This window comes from Pantoea sp. DY-5 (genome assembly GCF_019795955.1).
Lineage (GTDB): Bacteria > Pseudomonadota > Gammaproteobacteria > Enterobacterales > Enterobacteriaceae > Pantoea > Pantoea leporis.
In genome coordinates, this window is record NZ_JAIMIE010000004.1 from 51,535 (window position 1) to 72,387 (window position 20,853).

At 54.4% G+C, this 20,853-nt stretch carries 23 protein-coding genes; 16 read left to right on the top strand and 7 right to left on the bottom strand.

All coding sequences use genetic code 11. The annotated features are described in order from the left end of the window. Positions 1-70: 70 nt before the first annotated feature. Positions 71-949 carry an NAD(+) kinase gene (gene nadK, locus K5Y30_RS13900; protein ID WP_061718023.1) on the bottom strand — a complete coding sequence of 293 codons (879 nt, stop codon included), beginning with the start codon at positions 947-949 and terminating at the stop codon, positions 71-73. Positions 950-1,071: 122 nt separating this feature from the next. On the opposite strand from nadK, the gene grpE reads away from it, so the two are divergent. Next, on the top strand, positions 1,072-1,650 hold the full coding sequence (grpE, locus tag K5Y30_RS13905) for a nucleotide exchange factor GrpE (RefSeq protein ID WP_101763451.1): 579 nt from the start codon (positions 1,072-1,074) through the stop codon (positions 1,648-1,650). Between the two features lie 46 nt (positions 1,651-1,696). On the opposite strand, the gene ung is transcribed toward grpE, so the two are convergent. Then, a complete protein-coding gene (gene ung, locus K5Y30_RS13910) occupies positions 1,697-2,374 on the bottom strand; it encodes a uracil-DNA glycosylase (protein ID WP_222184420.1) in 678 nt (225 codons plus the stop codon). A 265-nt stretch (positions 2,375-2,639) separates the two neighbouring features. On the opposite strand from ung, the gene grcA reads away from it, so the two are divergent. Then, positions 2,640-3,023 (top strand): autonomous glycyl radical cofactor GrcA, encoded by a 384-nt coding sequence (grcA, locus tag K5Y30_RS13915; protein WP_008101535.1) that lies wholly within the window; start codon positions 2,640-2,642, stop codon positions 3,021-3,023. 186 nt (positions 3,024-3,209) lie between these two features. Here the strand turns inward: grcA and srmB are convergent, their stop codons facing one another. After that, positions 3,210-4,538: an ATP-dependent RNA helicase SrmB gene (srmB, locus tag K5Y30_RS13920; RefSeq protein ID WP_137386305.1), complete on the bottom strand. Its 1,329-nt coding sequence runs from the start codon at positions 4,536-4,538 to the stop codon at positions 3,210-3,212. Positions 4,539-4,679: 141 nt separating this feature from the next. Between srmB and K5Y30_RS13925 the strand changes: the two genes are divergently transcribed. After that, complete coding sequence (locus K5Y30_RS13925) at positions 4,680-5,429, top strand: tRNA1(Val) (adenine(37)-N6)-methyltransferase (protein WP_222184422.1); 750 nt, start codon at positions 4,680-4,682, stop codon at positions 5,427-5,429. Here the strand turns inward: K5Y30_RS13925 and nadB are convergent. Further along, positions 5,395-7,032 (bottom strand): L-aspartate oxidase, encoded by a 1,638-nt coding sequence (gene nadB, locus K5Y30_RS13930; protein WP_222184425.1) that lies wholly within the window; start codon positions 7,030-7,032, stop codon positions 5,395-5,397. The two genes, K5Y30_RS13925 and nadB, sit on opposite strands and share 35 nt — an antisense overlap. Before the next feature lie 440 nt (positions 7,033-7,472). On the opposite strand from nadB, the gene rpoE reads away from it, so the two are divergent. From rpoE to acpS, 11 genes are all read left to right on the top strand, one after another. Next, positions 7,473-8,051 (top strand): RNA polymerase sigma factor RpoE, encoded by a 579-nt coding sequence (gene rpoE, locus K5Y30_RS13935; protein ID WP_007886161.1) that lies wholly within the window; start codon positions 7,473-7,475, stop codon positions 8,049-8,051. A 27-nt stretch (positions 8,052-8,078) separates the two neighbouring features. Next, a complete protein-coding gene (rseA, locus tag K5Y30_RS13940; protein ID WP_176971027.1) occupies positions 8,079-8,735 on the top strand; it encodes an anti-sigma-E factor RseA in 657 nt (218 codons plus the stop codon). After that, entirely contained in the window at positions 8,735-9,691 is a 957-nt protein-coding gene (rseB, locus tag K5Y30_RS13945; RefSeq protein ID WP_222184427.1) for a sigma-E factor regulatory protein RseB, read from the top strand. Before rseA ends, rseB begins: the two co-directional genes overlap by 1 nt. Further along, positions 9,688-10,152 (top strand): SoxR-reducing system protein RseC, encoded by a 465-nt coding sequence (rseC, locus tag K5Y30_RS13950; protein ID WP_061718009.1) that lies wholly within the window; start codon positions 9,688-9,690, stop codon positions 10,150-10,152. The genes rseB and rseC overlap by 4 nt, the downstream gene beginning before the upstream one ends. Before the next feature lie 218 nt (positions 10,153-10,370). Next, on the top strand, positions 10,371-12,170 hold the full coding sequence (gene lepA / locus K5Y30_RS13955) for a translation elongation factor 4 (RefSeq protein WP_101763458.1): 1,800 nt from the start codon (positions 10,371-10,373) through the stop codon (positions 12,168-12,170). A gap of 9 nt (positions 12,171-12,179) precedes the next feature. Then, a complete protein-coding gene (gene lepB, locus K5Y30_RS13960; RefSeq protein ID WP_101763459.1) occupies positions 12,180-13,151 on the top strand; it encodes a signal peptidase I in 972 nt (323 codons plus the stop codon). 118 nt (positions 13,152-13,269) lie between these two features. Next, entirely contained in the window at positions 13,270-13,950 is a 681-nt protein-coding gene (gene rnc / locus K5Y30_RS13965; protein ID WP_036620136.1) for a ribonuclease III, read from the top strand. Between the two features lie 49 nt (positions 13,951-13,999). Next, entirely contained in the window at positions 14,000-14,905 is a 906-nt protein-coding gene (gene era / locus K5Y30_RS13970; RefSeq protein ID WP_008101512.1) for a GTPase Era, read from the top strand. A 3-nt stretch (positions 14,906-14,908) separates the two neighbouring features. After that, on the top strand, positions 14,909-15,637 hold the full coding sequence (gene recO / locus K5Y30_RS13975; protein ID WP_008101510.1) for a DNA repair protein RecO: 729 nt from the start codon (positions 14,909-14,911) through the stop codon (positions 15,635-15,637). Positions 15,638-15,707: 70 nt separating this feature from the next. Next, on the top strand, positions 15,708-16,439 hold the full coding sequence (gene pdxJ / locus K5Y30_RS13980; protein WP_007886179.1) for a pyridoxine 5'-phosphate synthase: 732 nt from the start codon (positions 15,708-15,710) through the stop codon (positions 16,437-16,439). Then, positions 16,439-16,819 carry a holo-ACP synthase gene (acpS, locus tag K5Y30_RS13985; RefSeq protein WP_101763460.1) on the top strand — a complete coding sequence of 127 codons (381 nt, stop codon included), beginning with the start codon at positions 16,439-16,441 and terminating at the stop codon, positions 16,817-16,819. The genes pdxJ and acpS overlap by 1 nt, the downstream gene beginning before the upstream one ends. Here the strand turns inward: acpS and K5Y30_RS13990 are convergent. Together K5Y30_RS13990 and K5Y30_RS13995 are read right to left on the bottom strand one after the other, a co-directional pair. Continuing rightward, the gene (locus tag K5Y30_RS13990) at positions 16,816-17,064 is read right to left on the bottom strand and encodes a YfhL family 4Fe-4S dicluster ferredoxin (protein ID WP_101763461.1); all 249 of its coding nucleotides are present in this window, start codon (positions 17,062-17,064) and stop codon (positions 16,816-16,818) included. The genes acpS and K5Y30_RS13990 overlap by 4 nt on opposite strands. Before the next feature lie 55 nt (positions 17,065-17,119). Continuing rightward, the gene (locus K5Y30_RS13995; RefSeq protein WP_101763462.1) at positions 17,120-17,959 is read right to left on the bottom strand and encodes a MurR/RpiR family transcriptional regulator; all 840 of its coding nucleotides are present in this window, start codon (positions 17,957-17,959) and stop codon (positions 17,120-17,122) included. A 167-nt stretch (positions 17,960-18,126) separates the two neighbouring features. Between K5Y30_RS13995 and yfhb the strand changes: the two genes are divergently transcribed. Together yfhb and tadA are read left to right on the top strand one after the other, a co-directional pair. Next, positions 18,127-18,765: a phosphatidylglycerophosphatase C gene (yfhb, locus tag K5Y30_RS14000; RefSeq protein ID WP_192232985.1), complete on the top strand. Its 639-nt coding sequence runs from the start codon at positions 18,127-18,129 to the stop codon at positions 18,763-18,765. Between the two features lie 64 nt (positions 18,766-18,829). Continuing rightward, complete coding sequence (gene tadA, locus K5Y30_RS14005) at positions 18,830-19,324, top strand: tRNA adenosine(34) deaminase TadA (RefSeq protein WP_222211822.1); 495 nt, start codon at positions 18,830-18,832, stop codon at positions 19,322-19,324. Here tadA and mltF read toward each other — a convergent pair. Next, entirely contained in the window at positions 19,321-20,778 is a 1,458-nt protein-coding gene (gene mltF / locus K5Y30_RS14010; RefSeq protein WP_222211824.1) for a membrane-bound lytic murein transglycosylase MltF, read from the bottom strand. The two genes, tadA and mltF, sit on opposite strands and share 4 nt — an antisense overlap. Between the last annotated feature and the right edge of the window lie 75 nt (positions 20,779-20,853).

The window sequence follows — 20,853 nt, forward strand, 5'->3', positions numbered from 1 at the left end:
TAAAAACAGATATGGTTTTACATACAGTATATCCTGGTTTTTTATACAGTAAAGTAGCCAGTGCTGATTTTCAGAACAATTTTTTAGACCAGCCCAGCTTTGAACTTAAGGTATTAAAATAGTTGTAATTTTTAGGATGGATAAGATTGAGATGATTGGCGCTGCGGCGGATCAGGACATCTTCACCTTCCTGAATCGGCAAGGCAATCTGGCTGTCGCAACTGATCTCGAGATCGCTGCGCAGGGAAGAAAAACGCAGGCGGATGGTGCTGCTGCTGTTGATCACCAGCGGACGCGCAGAGAGCGTGTGCGGGAACATTGGCACTAGCGTAATCGCATCCAGCGACGGCGTCAGAATGGGGCCGCCAGCCGAGAGCGAATAGGCGGTGGAGCCGGTCGGCGTGGAGATAATCAAACCATCGGAGCGCTGTGAAAAGGCAAACACCTCATCAATATAGACTTCGAATTCAATCATATGCGCGACTTTTCCGGGATGAAGCACCACTTCATTAATGGCACTACCAATGCGCGGCGAGCACGCTTCTTTGCACACCTGCGCCTCCAGTAAGAAGCGGCTTTCGACGAAGTAATCGCCCTGCAGCACATCGTCCAGCTGCTGTTGTGCGTTGTCCGGATCGAGATCGGTGAGAAAACCGAGGTTGCCACGGTTGATGCCAATCACTTTGATGTCATAGCGCGCCAGCACGCGAGCAGCCCCAAGCATGTTGCCATCGCCACCAACCACCACAGCTAAATCAGCGCGTTGACCAATATCCGCAAGGCTGCCGGTTTGGGCATTTTTCAAATCCAGTTCGCGCGCAATCTGCTGCTCGACAATCACCTCATAACCCTTTGCCGTTAGCCAGCGCCAGAGCATTTCATGGGTGGTTAACGCAGTAGGATGGCGCGGATGGCCGACAATCCCGATGCAGTTAAAGTGTTTGTTCATTTAGCGCGAGTTCCTTATAAGCCAAAACGGCCAGGCAATGTGATGGGTTTACTTGAAACCGTCAAACTGATCCCCATAATAAGCCAACCAGCGAGATGAATGTGCAAAACGCGGAGAAATTCATGAGTAGTAAAGAACAGAACACCCCAAACGAGCAAGTCTCAGACGAAATTCAACAGGATCAGCAGCACGTGGACGCAGAGACAACCGCTGAGGTGGATCCGCGTGATGAGCGTATCGCGCAACTGGAAGCCGAGTTAGCCGTGTCGCAAACCGGCGTGCGAGATGCACAGCTGCGTGCGCAGGCGGAGATCGAAAATATTCGTCGCCGTACTGAAATGGACGTGGAAAAGGCGCATAAATTTGCGCTGGAGAAATTTGCCAACGAGCTGCTGCCCGTGATCGATAGCCTGGAGCGCGCGCTGGAAGTGGCAGACAAAGAGAACGCTGAACTGGCTTCGATGATCGAAGGTATCGAACTGACGCTGAAGTCGCTGCTGGGCGCGGTGCGTAAGTTTGGCGTGGAAGTGGTGGGCGAAACCAATGTGCCATTCAATCCAGAGATCCATCAGGCGATGTCGATGATGGAATCAGAAGATATGGCGCCAAATCACGTGCTGATGGTGATGCAGCGCGGTTACACCCTCAATGGTCGCCTGCTGCGTCCGGCGATGGTGGCAGTGACCAAAGCCAAAGGCTAATCTGTCGCTGTAATAACAACGGCCGCTTAATGCGGCCGTTTGTTTATTAAGGCAACACCGGCATCCAGTCAATTGGTGACTGGCCCGATTGCCTCAGCAGCGCATTCGCCTGCGAGAAGTGTTTACTGCCAAAAAAGCCGCGATGCGCGGAGAGCGGAGAAGGGTGCGGCGCTTTCAATACATGATGACGTTGCGTATCAATGATGCTGCCTTTCTTCTGCGCATGCGAACCCCACAGCAAGAAAATTACCCCTTCGCGATGCTGATTGATGGCGCTGATGACGTTATCGGTAAAGGTTTCCCAGCCAAAGCGCGCGTGCGAATGCGCCTTACTGGCTTCCACCGTTAACACGGTGTTCAACAGCATCACGCCTTGTGTTGCCCAGCTTTCAAGAAAACCGTGTGTAGGACGCACAAAGCCGGGCATATCCTGCTCCAGCTCTTTGTACATATTCAGTAATGACGGCGGGATCGCCACGCCGGGCAGAACGGAAAAAGCCAGACCATGCGCCTGATTCGGGCCGTGATAGGGATCCTGACCCAAAATCACCACTTTGATATCGCCCAGTTCGGTCAGCCGAAAGGCATTAAACACATCCTTCTGCGTCGGATACACCGTTACGCCGGCTGCGCGTTCATTGGCCACCGCTTTCAGCGTTTCCACGAAGTAAGGTTTCTCTTTCTCTTCAGCCAGCACGTCGTGCCAGGTCAGCTTCTCAGCCATCGTTGACTCCCTGCAAAATAGTGCGCCTAGCTTAACGTGTCGGACTCAACAGCAGAAGGATAAAAATAATTTGAATATTTACGTAAAATTTTAATTGGCGAAGTTGTTATTAATCAATTTGTTAGGTTTTCAGCGTGTAATCGTGACTAGACGAAATTGATACAGGTCAAAACGGAGCATTTCCTGCAGTGATATACCACAGCATTCCAAAACCTTATGAACCTCGCTGCCCAGTTGCGACAGCGTAAAGCCCTGGAGACCTACTATGATTACCGGTATTCAAATTACTCAGGCAAATAATCCACAGCTGTTGAACTCATTCTGGCTGCTGGACGATGATAAAGCCGAAGCGCGCTGCCTGTGCGCCAAAGGGGATTTCGCAGAAGATCAGGTTGTTGCTATCAGCGATCTCGGCGAAATCGCTTACCGTGAAATTCCACTTGAGCAGAAACCGCAGGTGCGCATCGAAGGTGGTCAGCACCTGAACGTTAACGTGCTGCGCCGCGAAACGCTGGAAGATGCCGTCAATCATCCGGAAAAATATCCGCAGTTGACCATTCGCGTATCTGGCTATGCCGTGCGCTTTAACGCGCTGACGCCAGAGCAGCAGCGTGACGTGATTACACGTACATTCACCGAAAGCCTGTAATTGCAGCGCTGACGAAAAGACACACAGCAATACAAGCCGCGCCAATGTTGATTGGCGCGGCTTTTTTTATCTGGCGAGTTTAAAAGAACGGTTCTTCAGGGCGGATGATAGCGAAAGCGCGTTTTCACTACGCTTAAAACAAAAAAATCGCCTCAAAAGAGGCGATTAATTACAGCGAGTGCTGTTTTATTCCGCACCAGACTTTGGTGCATCGCTACCGCTTGGTTTGCGGCGTTTACCCACATTTTTGGTGTCGCGATGACGTTGCTTGACGCGCGGTTTCTCTTGTTCTTTCTCTTTACGCTCTTGACGCTTCGCAAGTGCTTTTTTCGACGGTTTTCCCGTCACTTTAGCACTTGGCGCACGGCTTTCTGGACGCAGCTCATCAATCACACGCGCTTTTAACGGCTCGTTGATGTAACGGGTGATTTTACCCAGCAGCACGTGATCGTGCGCTTCAACCAGCGAGATCGCGGTACCTTTACGGCCCGCACGCGCGGTACGACCGATACGGTGCAGATAGGTATCTGCGGTGCGCGGCAAATCGTAGTTAATCACGTGCGAGATATCGTCGATGTCGATACCGCGCGCAGCAACGTCGGTGGCAATCATCACCTTCACGCGGCCATCATTCATACGCTTGATGGCTTCGTTACGGTTGACCTGCACCATTTCGCCTTCGAGGTAGCTGGTGCGGATGCCCGCTTCATGAAGCCAGGTAACCAGCTCATGCAGGCGCTCACGTTTGCGCACAAATACAATGACGCGCGTGGCATCTGGCTGTTTCAACAGGTGAATCAGCAGCTTATTCTTATGCTCTAAATTATCGGCACGGTAATACCATTGCTGGATTTTTTTGCGTTCGCTTTTGCTTGGGTCGGCCTCAATAAACACAGGCTCGTTGAGCAAACGCTCGGCGAAGTCTTTGATGTGCTCACCTTCCAGCGTCGCCGAAAACAGCAGCGTCTGTTTGCGCCAGCGGGTTTCTGCGGCGATGGTTTCGATGTCCTGCGCAAAGCCCATATCGAGCATGCGGTCAGCTTCATCGAGAATCAGCGTTTCTACGGCGCGGCAGTCAAAGTTCTCTTCTTTGATGTACTGCAGCAAACGGCCGGTGGTCGCGACGACGATGTCCTGGTTTTCGCTGAATACTTCGGCATGGTTCATATACGCCACGCCCCCGGTGATGGTGGCGATATCCAGATGCGTGTGTTTAGCCAGCTCGCGCGCGTGATCGGCAACCTGCATCGCCAGTTCGCGCGTTGGGGTGATGATCAGAATGCGTGGTGGGCCTGATTTCTTACGCGGGAAATCGAGCAAATGCTGTAAAGCGGGCAGCAAAAACGCTGCAGTTTTCCCCGTCCCGGTTGGAGCCGAACCCAGAACGTCACGGCCTTCCAGCGCGGCAGGAATGGTCTCGGCCTGAATAACAGTAGGGCGAGTGAAGCCTTTTTCCTGCAAAGCTTGTAGCAGGCTTTCGTCGAGTTCGAGTTCGGAGAATGTGGTTACGGTCATGGTCTACCTCAGTTTGGGGCGCTGATTATAGACAGAACGAATATAATCTTCATCTGTTTGTGTAGGTATTACCGGCGCAGGTGAATTCCCATCGCCACCACGTTACACTTCCGGCAGTAAAAAATTCAATGGTAGTGAAGTATGTCTCAGGACCAGCCGCACGCGCGGCCGACGTTAAGAAAAGACGGTTTTACCTTTAAGCAATTTTTCGTGGCGCACGATCGCTGTGCGATGAAAGTCGGCACCGATGGCGTGTTAATCGGGGCCTGGGCGCCAGTAGCCGGCGCGCGTCGCGTCCTCGATATTGGCTGCGGCAGTGGCTTGATTGCGCTGATGCTGGCGCAACGTACGCCCAATTCGGTAAAGATTGATGCCGTCGAACTGGAAGCCAGCGCAGCGCAGCAGGCGCAGGAAAATATGCAGGCTTCGCCGTGGGCGGATCGCATCCACGTCCACCATCAGGATATTGTCAGCTGGAGCGAACAGTGTGAAAAACGCTTTTCGCTCATCGTCAGTAATCCGCCTTTTTTTGCGCCCGGTATGGCAACCGGTAGTGTCGCGCGCGATACCGCACGCAGCACCGCCACGCTCGACCATCTGACGCTGCTGCGTTGTGCCGCCCAGTTGATTGAAGAAGAAGGGCTATTTTGCGTGGTGCTGCCGGCTGAAGCTGGCGAAGCATTGATTTCACTGGCGCTGGCGGATGGCTGGCATTTGCGTTATCGCTACGATGTCGCCGCCTATGCGCAGCGCCCGCCGAATCGCGTGGTGTTAGGCTTTTCTCCCTCCGCCGGCGAAACCTTGCTGGAACGTCTCGCCATTCGTGATGAAGATAAAAGCTATTCAGCCGACTGGCTCAGCCTGGTGAAAGACTTTTACCTGTTCCGCTAGCTTCGGGCTGCAGGATGGTCGGTAACGCTTCATCCAGCAGATCGGGATTGTCGAGTGTAAAGTGCAGCCCTCGGCTCTCCTTGCGCTCCAGCGCACAGCGCACCATCAGTTCGGCGACCTGTACCAAATTGCGCAGCTCGAGCAGATTGTTAGAGAGGCGGAAGTGCGCGTAGTACTCGTCAATCTCCTGTTGCAGCAAATTAATACGCCGCAGCGCACGCTCCAGACGTTTGGTAGTACGCACAATTCCCATGTAATCCCACATGAACAATCGCAGTTCATGCCAGTTATGCTGGATCACTACGCGCTCATCGGCATCATCAACGCGGCTTTCATCCCATGCGGGCAGATGTTCTACCGCCGCGATGTCCGGCAAGCGGGCGATCATATCTTCAGCCGCAGACCAACCGTAAACCAGGCACTCCAGCAGGGAGTTGGACGCCATGCGATTTGCGCCATGTAAGCCGGTGTAGCTCACTTCGCCAATCGCATACAGTCCGTCAACATCTGTACGTCCTTGCTGATCCACCACCACGCCGCCGCAGGTGTAATGCGCGGCTGGCACAATCGGAATCGGCTGTTTAGTGAGATCGAGGCCAAAGGTCAGCAATTTTTCGTAAATCATCGGGAAGTGCGCGCGCACAAAGCTTTCCGGCTGGTGGCTAATGTCGAGATACATGCAATCGACGCCCAGCCGTTTCATCTCATGGTCAATGGCGCGCGCCACAATATCGCGCGGTGCCAGCTCGGCACGCTCATCAAAGTCAGGCATAAAGCGCGTGCCGTCAGGACGCAACAGCCAGGCACCTTCACCGCGCAGCGCTTCGGTCAGCAGGAAGTTTTGCGCTTGTGGATGGAATAAACAGGTGGGATGGAATTGATTAAATTCGAGGTTCGCTACGCGGCAACCGGCACGCCACGCCATCGCAATGCCATCGCCGGAGGCCACGTCCGGATTGGTGGTGTACTGATAGACTTTCGCTGCGCCGCCGGTGGCTAACACCACGGCGCGCGCGCGGCAGGTTTCCACCTGTTCACGTTTACGGTTCCAGATCCACGCGCCAACCACGCGGCGCTTGCCGGGCAGGCCAAGCTTATCAGAGAGGATTAAGTCCACCGCATTGGTGCGTTCAATAATGCGGATGTTGGGATGGCTCAGCGCCTGGCTTACCAGCGTGGTTTCCACCGCGCGGCCAGTGGCATCGGCGCTATGCAGAATGCGGCGATGGCTGTGCCCGCCTTCGCGCGTGAGGTGGTAACGCGCTTCACCCTCCGCCTGCGGCTCTTTATCGAAGGCGACGCCGTTATCAATCAGCCACTGCACGCAGTGACGCGCGTTGCTGGCGATAAAGCTCACCGTATCGCGGTCGCACAAGCCAGCGCCAGCAACCAGCGTGTCTTCAACGTGTGATTCGATGCTGTCTGTTTCATCAAACACCGCCGCAATCCCGCCCTGCGCATACAGCGTTGAGCCCTCATTCACCTGCGCTTTACTCAGCACGGTAACCTGATAATGCGGCGCTAAGCGCAGCGCTAACGATAAACCTGCCGCACCGCTGCCGACGATGAGGACATCACACTGATATTCTGGGAGAGAAGTCATGATGTTTAATTTACTAAACAAAAGGTGGCTTGAGCATAAGCCGTGATGGGGGTGCTGTGAAGTATTTTGAACCAACTGCGCGGAAAAATTATTCAGCGGATAGAGATAGTAGCGTGAATTCAGTGAGTTAACTCTGAAATTGAGCACAATGTGTTTTTTATATCAAACACTCTGAAAATTCAGGGAATAAAGGTGAAAATGACGGCGTCATAAGGTACTCTGCCAGCGATTATCGGTGCCGCAAAAGACACCACCAGCGTGGCAAGTCGCTACACTGAAAGACAATCAACAACAATGATGTCGTGGTTCCGATACGGAAAATTCTGGTCGTAGTGAACTTCGGGCCAAAGGGCCGCTCTAAGCGCATGCTTGCTCAGAACAATGAGATGTGCTGGCAGTTCACTTACGCATAAAAAAGTTTTGGGGAGATATTACCTCGGATGAGCGAGCAGTTAACGGATCAGGTTCTCGTTGAGCGGGTTCAGAAGGGAGATCAAAAGTCCTTTAATTTACTGGTGATTCGATACCAGCATAAAGTGGCGAGCCTGGTTTCACGCTATGTTCCGTCAGGCGATGTGCCTGATGTGGTTCAGGAATCTTTTATTAAAGCGTATCGCGCACTGGAATCGTTCCGTGGCGACAGCGCCTTTTATACATGGCTGTACCGCATCGCGGTAAACACAGCGAAAAATTATCTGGTTGCTCAGGGGCGACGTCCGCCATCCAGTGATGTGGATGCTATCGATGCGGAAAATTTCGAAAGTGCGGGTGCACTGAAAGAAATTTCGAACCCTGAGAACTTAATGTTGTCTGAAGAACTGAAACAAATCGTCTTTCGTACCATTGAGGCGCTTCCCGAAGATCTTCGTATGGCCATTACCCTTAGGGAATTGGATGGTCTGAGTTACGAAGAGATTGCCGTCATCATGGATTGTCCGGTCGGTACCGTACGTTCGCGTATCTTCCGTGCACGAGAGGCTATTGATAATAAAGTTCAACCGCTTATCCAACGTCAGTGATAACGGCTACTGGAAGGGTACCAAGGCATGCAGAAAGAAAAACTTTCCGCTTTAATGGATGGTGAAACTTTAGATAACGAGCTGTTGGCATCGTTGTCGAAGGATGCGGATCTTCAGCACAGCTGGGAAAGCTACCATCTCATTCGCGACACCTTACGCGGTGATATCGGAGAAGTGCTGCATTTTGATATCTCCGCACGTGTGGCGGCGGCCATCGAAAACGAGCCGGCACGCAAAGTCACTCCGCTGATCCCTGAAGCGCAGCCTGAGCCGTCACGTTACGAGAAGATGCCGTTCTGGCGTCGTGGTGGCAGTTGGGCGGCACAGCTGACGCAAGTTGGTGTTGCTGCTTGTGTCTCACTGGCGGTGATTGTCGGTGTTCAGCACTACAACAGTTCACCAACTGGCAGCGCGACTGAAACCTCCGATTCACCGGCATTCAACACCTTGCCGATGATGGGTAAAGCGTCACCGGTCAGCTTAGGCGTGCCTTCTGAAGCCTTCGACACCAACAGCTCTAATCAGCAGGTGCAGGAACAGCGTCGTCGCGTGAATGCCATGCTGCAGGATTATGAACTGCAACGCCGTCTGCATGCCGATCAGGTTCAGTTTGAGAAAAACGATCCGCAACAGGCTCAGGCTAATGTTCCCGGAAATCAGTCGTTAGGAACTCAGCAGCAGTAATGAAGCAGCTTTGGTGTGCCGTTAGCCTGCTGGCAGGCAGCCTGTTTTGCTCATCTATCGCCTCGGCGCAGACCTCTGCGTCCGGGGCGTTGTTGCAACAGATGGAGCAGGCAAGCCAGAACCTCAACTACGAATTTGCCTACATCAATGTCTCGCGTCTCGGCATTGAATCTCTGCGTTATCGCCACGCGGTTATCGACAATCGTATCTTCGCCCAACTGTTGCAGATGGACGGGCCGCGCCGTGAAGTGATTCAACGCGGAAACGACATCAGCTATTTCGAGCCGGGATTAGATCCCTTCTCGCTGCCGGGCAATCACATTATCGATGCGTTACCTGGTTTGATGTTTGCCGACTTCTCCCGTTTGGGTGAGTCTTACGATTTCATTCCGGTGGGCCGCTCGCGCATGGCCGATCAGATGTGCGAAGTGGTGCGCATCGTGTCACGCGATGGCACGCGCTACAGCTATGTCGTGTGGCTGGATGTGGATACCAAATTGCCGCTGCGTATTGATCTGCTCGATCGGGACGGTGAAACGCTGGAACAGTTCCGCGTCATCAGCTTTGCCGTCGATGAAGGCGTACGCAATCTGATGCAAGGGCTGGAGAAGGCCAACTTGCCGCCGTCGCTGTCGTTACCGGCCGGTGACAAAGTGGAACTCAGCTGGCAGCCAAACTGGCTTCCGGCGGGCATGAAACTGATCTCACAAAGTCGCCGCGATATCCCGTCGATGAACAAAACTGTCGAATCGCGCCTGTACAGCGATGGCTTGTTTAGCTTTGCCATTAACGTTACGCCAGCAGATAAAAGCAGCAGCGTTCAGGCATTGCGCACTGGGCGTCGTACGGTGCAGACAGAAGTACGCAATAATAACGAAATCACGGTGGTGGGCGAGTTACCGCCAGCCACTGCCAAACGTATTGCGGACAGCATAGATTCGGGTTCACCAAAATGATGAAAGAATGGGCCACCGTGGTGGCGTGGAAAGAAGGCATCGCCACCCTGCACACGGAAGCGAAAACGTCTTGTAACAGCTGCTCGGCGCGTAAAGGCTGCGGCAGCCATGCGCTTAATCAGCTGGGGCCGAAAAATGCCCACGTGATGACTATCGCCAGCGCGGAGCCGTTGCAACCCGGCCAGCGCATTGAGTTAGGCATCCGCGAAAGCAGCCTGCTGGGTTCTGCCTTGCTGGTTTACATGACGCCACTGTTTGGCCTGTTTTTAGTGGCTGGCATCTTCCAGATGCTGTTCGCCAGCGATCTGGCTGCGGCCTGTGGTGCGCTGTTGGGCGGCATTGGCGGCTTTATCGTAGCGAAAGGTGTATCCAAACTCTTCGGCGATCGCGAGGCTTTCCAACCGGTGATTCTCAGCGTTGCGTTACCGCCTGATGCGTTGCGCGTGGAAAGCGAAGCTTGATCCCCGTCCAGGCCGCGTTTGATGCGGCCTTCCCCAATCAGCTTAACCGCTGAAATCTGTTGCGATTCCCCACAGTTCCATTCTTTAACGCGCGGCGTTAACAGTGTAATATGCGTCGTCATTAATGAGGCCGACAGGGTTCCGGGTAAAGCTCACTTTCCTGAATGTGTCCGTGCTCAAGTTTCCCACTGATTTTCTACGTGAAGATATTCATATAAATGAAGCACATACGAAATTTCTCCATCATCGCTCACATTGACCACGGCAAATCAACGCTCTCTGACCGTTTGATTCAAATTTGTGGTGGCCTGAGCGATCGTGAGATGGCGGCGCAGGTTCTGGATTCCATGGATCTGGAACGCGAGCGCGGCATTACCATTAAAGCGCAGAGCGTCACGCTCGATTACAAAGCGCAGGACGGTGAAACTTACCAGCTCAATTTTATCGATACTCCCGGTCACGTTGACTTCTCGTATGAAGTTTCCCGCTCGCTGGCGGCGTGTGAAGGGGCATTGCTGGTGGTCGATGCAGGGCAGGGCGTTGAAGCTCAGACGCTGGCAAACTGCTACACCGCAATGGAAATGGATCTGGAAGTGGTACCGGTACTGAACAAAATCGACCTGCCTGCTGCCGATCCAGAACGTGTAGCGGAAGAGATTGAAGATATTGTCGGCATTGACGCGACCGATGCGGTGCGTTGCTCGGCGAAAACCGGCGTCGGCGTGCCCGACGTGCTGGAACGTCTGGTGCGTGACATCCCGCCGCCAGAAGGCGATCCGGAAGGTCCGCTGCAGGCGCTGATCATCGATTCCTGGTTCGATAACTACCTTGGCGTAGTATCGCTGATTCGTATTAAGAACGGCACCCTGCGTAAAGGCGACAAAGTTAAAGTCATGAGCTCCGGTCAAAGCTACAACGCTGACCGTCTCGGCATCTTCACGCCGAAGCGTGTTGATCGCAACGAGCTGAACTGCGGTGAAGTCGGCTGGCTGGTGTGTGCGATTAAAGACATCCTCGGCGCACCGGTGGGTGATACGCTGACCTTACAACGCAATCCGGCGGAGAAAGTATTGCCTGGCTTCAAGAAAGTGAAGCCACAGGTTTACGCCGGTCTGTTCCCGATCAGCTCTGACGACTATGAAGCGTTCCGTGATGCGCTGGGCAAATTGAGCCTGAACGATGCGTCACTGTTCTACGAGCCAGAGAGCTCAACGGCGCTGGGCTTCGGTTTCCGCATCGGCTTCCTTGGTCTGCTGCATATGGAGATCATTCAGGAACGTCTGGAGCGTGAATACGATCTGGATCTGATCACCACTGCACCAACCGTAGTGTATGAAGTGGAAACCACCGACGGTGAAACTATCTATGTAGATAGCCCGTCGAAGCTGCCACCGCTGAATAATATTGCCGAGCTGCGTGAGCCGATTGCTGAGTGTCACATGCTGCTGCCGCAGGAGTTCCTCGGCAACGTCATTACGCTGTGTATTGAAAAACGTGGCGTGCAAACCAACATGGTTTACCACGGCAAGCAGGTTGCGCTGACGTATGAGATTCCGATGGCGGAAGTGGTTCTTGACTTCTTCGACCGTCTGAAATCAACCTCGCGCGGTTATGCTTCGCTGGATTACAACTTCAAACGTTTCCAGACCTCTGACATGGTGCGTGTCGACGTGATGATTAACTCAGAACGTGTTGATGCGCTGGCGCTGATTACTCACCGTGATAACTCACAATATCGTGGCCGCGACCTGGTGGAGAAGATGAAAGATCTGATCCCACGTCAGCAGTTTGATATTGCGATTCAGGCGGCAATCGGCAACCACATTATCGCTCGCTCAACGGTAAAACAGCTGCGTAAAAACGTCCTGGCGAAATGCTATGGCGGTGACGTGAGCCGTAAGAAGAAACTGTTGCAGAAGCAGAAAGACGGTAAGAAGCGAATGAAGCAGGTCGGCAACGTTGAGCTGCCGCAGGAAGCATTCCTTGCCATTCTGCATGTCGGTAAAGACAGCAAATAAGGATTTTTAATGGCTAACATGTTCGCCCTGGTTTTAGTGATCGCAACGCTGATCACTGGCGTTATCTGGTGTATCGATCGCTTTAAATGGGCACCGGCGCGTCGTGCGAAGCAAGCTGCCGCGCAAGCGCAGGCCGGCAACGCACTCGACAGTAAAACGCTGGCGAAAGTAGCCGCACAGCCGGGTTGGGTAGAAACCACCGCATCGGTGTTCCCGGTGCTGGCGGTGGTGTTGATCGTGCGTTCGTTTATTTTTGAGCCGTTCCAGATTCCCTCGGGCTCAATGATGCCAACGCTGCTGATTGGCGACTTCATCCTCGTGGAGAAGTTTGCTTACGGTATTAAAGATCCGATTACCCAAACCACACTGATACCAACTGGCCATCCGCAGCGCGGTGATGTCGCGGTATTCAAATACCCGAAAGATCCCAGCGTGGACTACATCAAGCGCGTGATTGGCTTGCCGGGCGATAAAGTGGTGTTTGATCCTTACAGCAAAACCCTGACCATCAATCCGGGTTGCAGTAGCGGCAGTTGCGACACGGCGCTGCCAGTGACTTACACTAACGTTGAGCCAAGTAACTTCATTCAAACCTTCAGCGGCTTTGATGGCAATGAAACCGGCAACGGCTTCTTCCAGGCGCCGCAGGGCGAAACCATGAAGGGCGGCCTGCGTCTCGGCACCCGCAAAGAGACATTGGGCAACGTAACGCACGATATCTTGCTGGTAAACGAAGCGCAAAGTCAGGCAAGCATGTATTATCAGCAGCCGGGCCAGCCGCAATCGACCTGGATTGTGCCGCAAGGGCAATATTTCATGATGGGTGATAACCGCGATAACAGCGCCGACAGCCGCTACTGGGGCTTTGTGCCCGAGAAGAATCTGGTCGGCAAAGCGGTGGCCATCTGGATGAGCTTCGAGAAACAGGAAGGACAGTGGCCGACCGGCGTGCGCTTTAGCCGCATTGGTGGGATTCACTAATTAGCTTCAAAAAAGGTTGGCCTCTCTTTCGGGAGGCCAGTGCACACCAAACAGAACAGGTTGGAACCTCAGCCCTGTTTCGTATGCAGTGATAGGCGCACAGAACAACTGGAATAGCATGAACCCCATCGTCATTAACAAGCTGCAGCGCAAACTGGGCTACACTTTTACTCATCCGGATTTATTGCAGCAGGCACTGACGCATCGTAGCGCCAGTAGCAAACACAATGAACGTCTTGAATTTCTTGGCGATTCTATTCTCAGCTACGTGATTGCCAATGCGCTCTATCACCGCTTCCCGCGTGTGGACGAAGGCGACATGAGCCGTATGCGTGCCACGCTGGTGCGCGGCAATACGCTGGCAGAGATGGCGCGAGAGTTCGACCTTGGCGAATGTTTACGCCTCGGTCCGGGCGAGCTGAAAAGCGGCGGTTTCCGTCGTGAATCGATCCTCGCGGATACCGTTGAAGCCTTAATTGGCGGCATCTTCCTCGATAGCAGCATTCAAACCGTCGAAAAGTTAATTCTCGACTGGTATCACTCACGACTGGAACAGATCAGTCCGGGCGATAAGCAAAAAGATCCGAAAACGCGCCTGCAGGAGTATTTGCAGGGACGTCATCTGCCGCTGCCGTCGTATTTGGTGGTACAGGTGCGTGGCGAAGCCCACGATCAGGAATTCACCATTCACTGTCAGGTGAGTGGCATGGCAGAACCGGTGGTGGGCATTGGCTCCAGCCGCCGTAAAGCCGAGCAAGCAGCCGCCGAACAGGCGTTAATTAAGCTTGGCCTCGAATAAATAGTCACATTGCAGCGTCGAAAGCGGCGCTGCCCAAGTCAGGACTCGAATGAGCGAACTCGAAACATATAGCGGCTTTGTCGCGATTGTAGGCCGACCAAACGTCGGTAAATCCACTTTGCTGAACCAGTTGCTGGGGCAGAAAGTGTCGATCACGTCGCGCAAGCCGCAAACCACGCGTCACCGTATTATGGGCATCCATACCGAAGGCGCTTATCAGGCGATCTACGTGGATACGCCAGGGCTGCACATGGAAGAGAAACGGGCGATCAACCGCCTGATGAACCGTGCCGCCAGCAGCTCCATTGGTGACGTTGAGCTGGTGATCTTTGTGGTTGAAGGTACGCGCTGGACACCAGACGACGAGATGGTGCTCAACAAGCTGCGTGATAACAAAGTTCCGGTGGTATTGGCGATCAACAAAGTCGACAATATCCAGGACAAGAGTATTCTGTTACCGCATCTGCAGTTCCTTAGCCAGCAGATGAACTTCCTTGAAATCGTCCCTATCTCAGCTGAAAGCGGCAAAAATGTCGACGCGATTGCGGCGATTGCGCGTAAATGCCTGCCAAAATCTGAGCATCATTTCCCGGAAGATTATGTCACCGACCGCTCGCAGCGCTTTATGGCGTCTGAGATCATCCGTGAAAAGTTAATGCGCTTCCTGGGGGCAGAACTGCCTTACTCCGTTACCGTCGAAATTGAGCAGTTTGTTTCGAACGATCGCGGCGGCTACGACATCAATGGCCTGATCCTCGTTGAGCGCGAAGGCCAGAAGAAAATGGTCATCGGCAATAAAGGCGCCAAGATCAAAACCATCGGCATTGAATCGCGTAAAGACATGGAAGAGATGTTTGAAGCGAAAGTGCATCTCGAACTGTGGGTTAAAGTGAAATCGGGCTGGGCGGACGATGAACGTGCGCTGCGCAGCTTAGGTTACTCTGACGAAGGTTAAGTAATGGAAGGCTGGCAACGCGCCTTTGTGCTGCATAGTCGCCCTTACAGCGAAACCAGCCTACTCCTCGATCTGTTCAGCGAAAGCGAAGGGCGCGTCCGCGTCCTTGCCAAAGGCGCCCGCTCGCGCCGCTCCCAACTAAAAGGTGCACTGCAACCCTTTACGCCACTGCTGGTGCGCTGGGGCGGACGTGGTGACGTCAAAACGCTGCGCAATGCCGAAGCCGTTTCGCTGGCATTGCCGCTCAGCGGCATTACGCTGTATTGCGGGCTCTACGTCAACGAGCTGCTGTCGCGCGTGCTGGAGCAGCAAATTCCCTTCTCTGACATGTTCTTCGATTACCTGAATTGCATCCAAACGCTGGCGGCAGGCAACGGCTCGCCTGAACCGGCGCTGCGCCGCTTTGAACTGGCGCTGCTCGGGCATCTCGGCTACGGCGTGGATTTTCTGCACTGTGCCGGCAGCGGCGAAGAAGTAGCTGATGGCATGACCTACAGCTACCGCGAAGAGAAGGGATTCATTGCCAGTTTGGTGGTCAATCAACGCAGCTTTACCGGCCGCCAGCTGCGTGCGTTGTGGGAACGCGAATTCCCCGACGCCGATACCTTGCGCGCCGCCAAACGCTTTACGCGTATGGCGCTGAAACCCTATCTAGGCGGCAAGCCGCTGAAGAGTCAGGAACTGTTTCGCCAGTTTGTGCCAAAAAAGAAACCCGATGTGGCAAACGACTAGCGCTGGTCGTACCGCCTGATATATTCAGCGCGGTACACTGCAAACACACTGAACACATTTAAGGATTGTCATGGCTGAGTTGCTGTTAGGCGTCAACATTGACCACATTGCCACCGTACGTAACGCACGTGGTACAAACTATCCCGATCCGGTGCAGGCCGCGTTTGTTGCTGAGCAGGCCGGCGCTGACGGCATTACCGTGCATCTGCGTGAGGATCGCCGTCACATCACCGATCGCGATGTACGCATTTTGCGTGACACCATCCAGACGCGCATGAATCTGGAGATGGCGGTAACGGACGAGATGATCGACATTGCCTGCGAAATCAAGCCGCACTTCGTTTGTCTGGTGCCGGAAAAGCGTCAGGAAGTGACCACCGAAGGCGGGCTGGATGTGGCGGGTCAGCAGGATAAAATCAATGCTGCGGTGCGCCTGTTAAGCGACGCCGGCATTCTGGTGTCACTGTTTATCGATGCCGATCACCGCCAGATTGAAGCGGCGGTTGCCAGCGGCGCGCCTTATATCGAAATTCACACCGGTGCCTATGCCGAAGCGCCCGAAGGTCTCGCGCGCCAGGCTGAGCTGTCGCGCATCCGCAAAGCCGCGACTTTCGCCGCCAGCCTCGGCCTGAAAGTCAATGCCGGCCACGGTTTGACTTACCACAATGTGCAGCCGATTGCTGAATTGCCGGAAATGCACGAGCTGAATATTGGCCATGCGATTATTGGTCGCGCGCTGTTCAGCGGTTTGGCCGATGCGGTCAGCGAAATGAAGCAGCTGATGCGGGAAGCGCGTCGCTAATGGCGATTCTCGGGCTCGGCAGCGATATCGTAGAGATCGAGCGCATTGCTGGCGTCATTGAACGCTCCGGCGACCGTCTGGCGCGTCGCGTATTAAGCGAAGCCGAGTGGCAGCAATATCAGGCGCACCAGCAACCGGTGCGCTTTCTGGCTAAGCGTTTTGCGGTGAAAGAGGCGGCAGCGAAAGCGTTTGGCACCGGCATTCGCGGTGGCCTGGCCTTCAATCAGTTCGAAGTGTACAACGATGCGCTGGGCAAACCGGGATTACGTTTCTTTGAGCAGGCCAGGGTGATTGCCAGCCAGCTCGGCGTGAAGCATGTGCATGTGACGTTAGCGGATGAACGCCATTACGCCTGCGCAACGGTGATTATCGAGAACTAAGGGTGCAACACCACGAACTTCTCCCACAGCGCCTCGCGGCTTTCCGGGTGCTGTGGATCGGTAATGATGGTGTTATCAATCGGACAGACGCTTTGGCAGGTCGGCACATCATAATGGCCCACGCACTCGGTGCAGCGGTCGACATCAATTTCATAGATCGCGTCGCCTAAGCTGATTGCCTGGTTTGGGCATTCAGGTTCGCACATATCGCAATTGATGCATTTGGTGGTGATGAGCAAGGCCATGGCAGAAGTCCAATAACAGCAGAAAAGGCGCGGGTATTATACGCGCCTGATCTCATCAGACCAGCTTTTTCACCAACGCTTCGCTGTGGCGAATGTGGCTGGAGGCGCGTTCAGGATCGTTTTGTACCAGCGCCATAAACAGCAGATCGGTCAACGCCAGCTGCGCGCTGGTCGACGAGATCGCCGCACTGCGCGTGCTCTGCTCCTCCGCCACGGTGTAGAGGCAAACCGTGGCGCACTGCTGCAGAGCATTCGGCGTAAAGCCGGTAAAGGCCAGCACATCGGCACCGACCTGCGCCGCTTCCTGCGCCGCCAGATTGATTTCGCGACGTTCGCCAGTATAGGAGATCGCCAGCAGCACATCGCCCGGCGCCATCGCTTGCACGCTGGCGAGCAAAGCGTGCATATCCTGCTCCGCCACCGCATTGATGCCGATCTTCATCAGCTTCCACGAAAAATCTTTCGCCACTAAACCGGACGCGCCGATGCCAACCAGCAAAATACGATTGGCATTTTTCAGCAGCTGCAAGGTTTGCAGCAGCTTCTCTTCGCTATTGATGTCCAGCGTGGCGCGGATCGCCGAGATCTTTTCGGTCAGCAGCTTTTCGCCGACCACTTTCAGCGGATCGTCGCTGAGAATATGGTTATGCACGGTAATCGCATCGCGATCGGCCATCGATTCGCTCAGCGCCAGCTTCAGCGCTGGAAACCCTTTGTAGCCCAGCTTCTGGGCAAACTTCACCACGCTGGACTGGCTAACGCCCGATTCCTCAGCGAGTTTTTGTGAACTGAGATGCCGTGCACGATCCGGCTGCGACAGCAAAAAATCCGCCAGCCGGCGCTCATTTAGCGCCAGTCGAGGGTAGAGCTGACGAATGCGCAGCAATGAACTCATGGTTCGATCCTTAATTCCTTTATCCGCAAACAGCTCGTAAACGCGAAGAATAAACTATTCAAATGGCATTGTAGTCACTGGAATTAAAAATAGCAGCTTTCGCCTCGAACGCCGAAGCTGGCTACACTGTAGTGCAGAAACCGCGAAGGATAGAGAAGGAGTGCTGTTTGACAAAGGGTACACAACGACGCGTGGTATTTTTCGATCTCGATGGCACGCTGCATCAGCAAGACATGTTTGGCACCTTTATGCGCTATCTGCTGCGACGTCAGCCGATCAATCTGCTGCTGGTGGTACCGCTGTTACCGGTGATTGGTCTTGGCATGCTAATCAAAGGGCGCGCCGCACGCTGGCCAATGAGTTTATTGCTGTGGGCGATTACCTTCGGCCACAGCGAAAAACGTCTGCGCCAGCGTGAGGCGGAATTCGCTGAGTGGTTCCGCCAGCGTGTTACTGCGTTTCCGGTGGTGCAGCAGCGACTCACCGACTATCTCAGTAGCAGCGATGCCGATGTCTGGCTGATTACCGGTTCGCCGCAGTCTCTGGTGGAGCAAGTCTATTTCGACTCGGCCTTCTTACCGCGCGTACAGCTGATTGCCAGCCAGATGAAACCGGGCCGCGGCGGACGTTTGCTGTCGATGCGCTGCCTCGGCCATGAAAAGGTGGCACAGCTGGAGGAGAAAATCGGCACGCCGCTGCAACTGTATAGCGGCTACAGCGACAGCAAACAGGACAACCCGCTGCTGTTCTTCTGTCAGCACCGCTGGCGCGTCACGCCGCGCGGTGAGCTGCAACAGCTGGAATAACGCTTCGATTCCTGCCGCAGCATCGCTATAATGCGCCGCCTTTATTGCCCGCAGGAGTTGCCCGGTGAACCCACAAACTGATGAATATTGGATGCGTTATGCGCTGGAACTGGCGAAGCGCGCGTTGGAGCAGGGCGAAGTGCCGGTTGGTGCGGTGCTGGTGCAGGGCGAAAAGGTGATTGGCGAGGGCTGGAACCGGCCGATTGGTCAGCACGATCCCACTGCACATGCCGAGATTATGGCGCTGCGTCAGGGCGGCAAAGTACTGGAAAACTATCGTCTGCTGGATACCACGCTCTACGTCACGCTGGAACCCTGCGTGATGTGCGCCGGTGCGATGGTGCACGGCCGCATCACGCGGCTGGTATATGGAGCTAAAGATGAGAAAACCGGTGCGGCCGGTTCACTGCTGGATGTGATTGGCCATCCCGGCATGAATCACCAAATTCAGATTGATTGCGGTGTGCTGGCGGAGGAGTGTGCCGGGATGCTGAGTGACTTCTTCCGGATGCGTCGCGAACAGAAGAAGGCGCTGCGTCAGGCGCAGCGCACCGGTTAATTCATGGCAATTTTCGGTTCGACCGCCGGGTAACCGGCGCCTAACTCCGCTTCCAGCGCCGACTGTTGCGCTAAACGCTTCTCCTGCTCCTGCAAATATCCCACCAAACTGATTTGATACTTACGGATATTCTCCACGTAGTTATAGGCTTCGTGGCCGCGCGCGTAGCCGTAGGTGGTTTGCGTGTAGTAGCGTTTCTGGCTCAACATCGGCAAACGCAGCTTCACGTCGGCCCAGCTGTCGGGATTGCCGCCCTGTTTCGCCGTCAGCTTGCGTACGTCCAGCATGTGCGCGTAGCCCATGTTATATGCCGCCAGTGCGAACCAGATACGTTCATCTTCAGGAATCGTTTCCGGGACTTTCTCCATCATGCGCTTGAGATATTCGCTGCCGCCGCGAATGCTCTGTTCGGGATCGAGGCGATCGTTGACGTCAAGGCTGTCGGCGGTATTACGCGTCAACATCATCATGCCGCGCACGCCGGTTGGCGATGTGGCCTGCGGATTCCAGTGCGACTCCTGATAAGAGATCGCCGCCAGTAAACGCCAATCCATGCTGGCGGAATATTTCTCAAACAGCGGTTTGATATCCGGCAGCGTGTTATCAATGGCGCGCAGGAAGGTGCGGGTATCAACGTAATCGAAGGTGCCAACGTGGCCGAGATACTTCTCTTCCAGCCGCGCCATCGTGCCTTCCTCGCCCATCTGGCTGTAGAAGTCGAGCATCGCCGCGCTCAGGCTGTCGTCTTCGTTACGCGGTAAATACCAGGTGACCGGCTCTTCGTCGGTCACATCAAACGCCACCGCCAACTGCGGATGAATGCGCTGCAGCAGGCCGATGGTAACTGAATCGCCCACCGTGTAATCAAGTTTGCCTTCAGCAACCGCTTCAAGCAGCGCTTTCTGACCCTGATCGGTGGAGATCGCCCAGTCGAGATCGGGATAGCTGTCAGCTTTGGCGGAACGTAAAGTTGACAGATATGCCGAACCGGACTGCACAATCAGGCGGCCTTTGAGATCGCCGAGATTCTTCGGACGAGGCTTATCGATGCGGTACACCAGCTGCTGCGACACCGAATAGTAGCTCGGGCCACTTTGGTAGTGCGCGAGGCGCTCGCTGTTGTAGATCAAGCCGGCCGCCAGCAAATCCGCTTTACCGTCATCGAGGTCGTCAAACAGATCGCCGAGATTAGGACGCACCTCAACTTCCAGTTTCACGCCAAGATAATCGGCGAAGCGCTTCGCCAGCTCGTAATCCATACCGGCTGGTGCATTGTTAATGGTGTAGTAAGTCAGCGGAGAGTTAACGGTACTGATGCGCAGCACTCCGCGTGATTTGATCTGTGATAGCGCGTCTGTTCCGCCCCCGTACCACGGGATTGAAGGCCACAATGCTAGCGCAAGTAGCACGGTGATCAGACCGATAAACAGATAGTTTATTTTTAGGCGTTTCAAATAGTTGTCTCGTAATGGCTCACAGGCCTCTGTCTTTTAAAGGCAGTATTTATGTTGTTTTAACTCCCAGAGCGA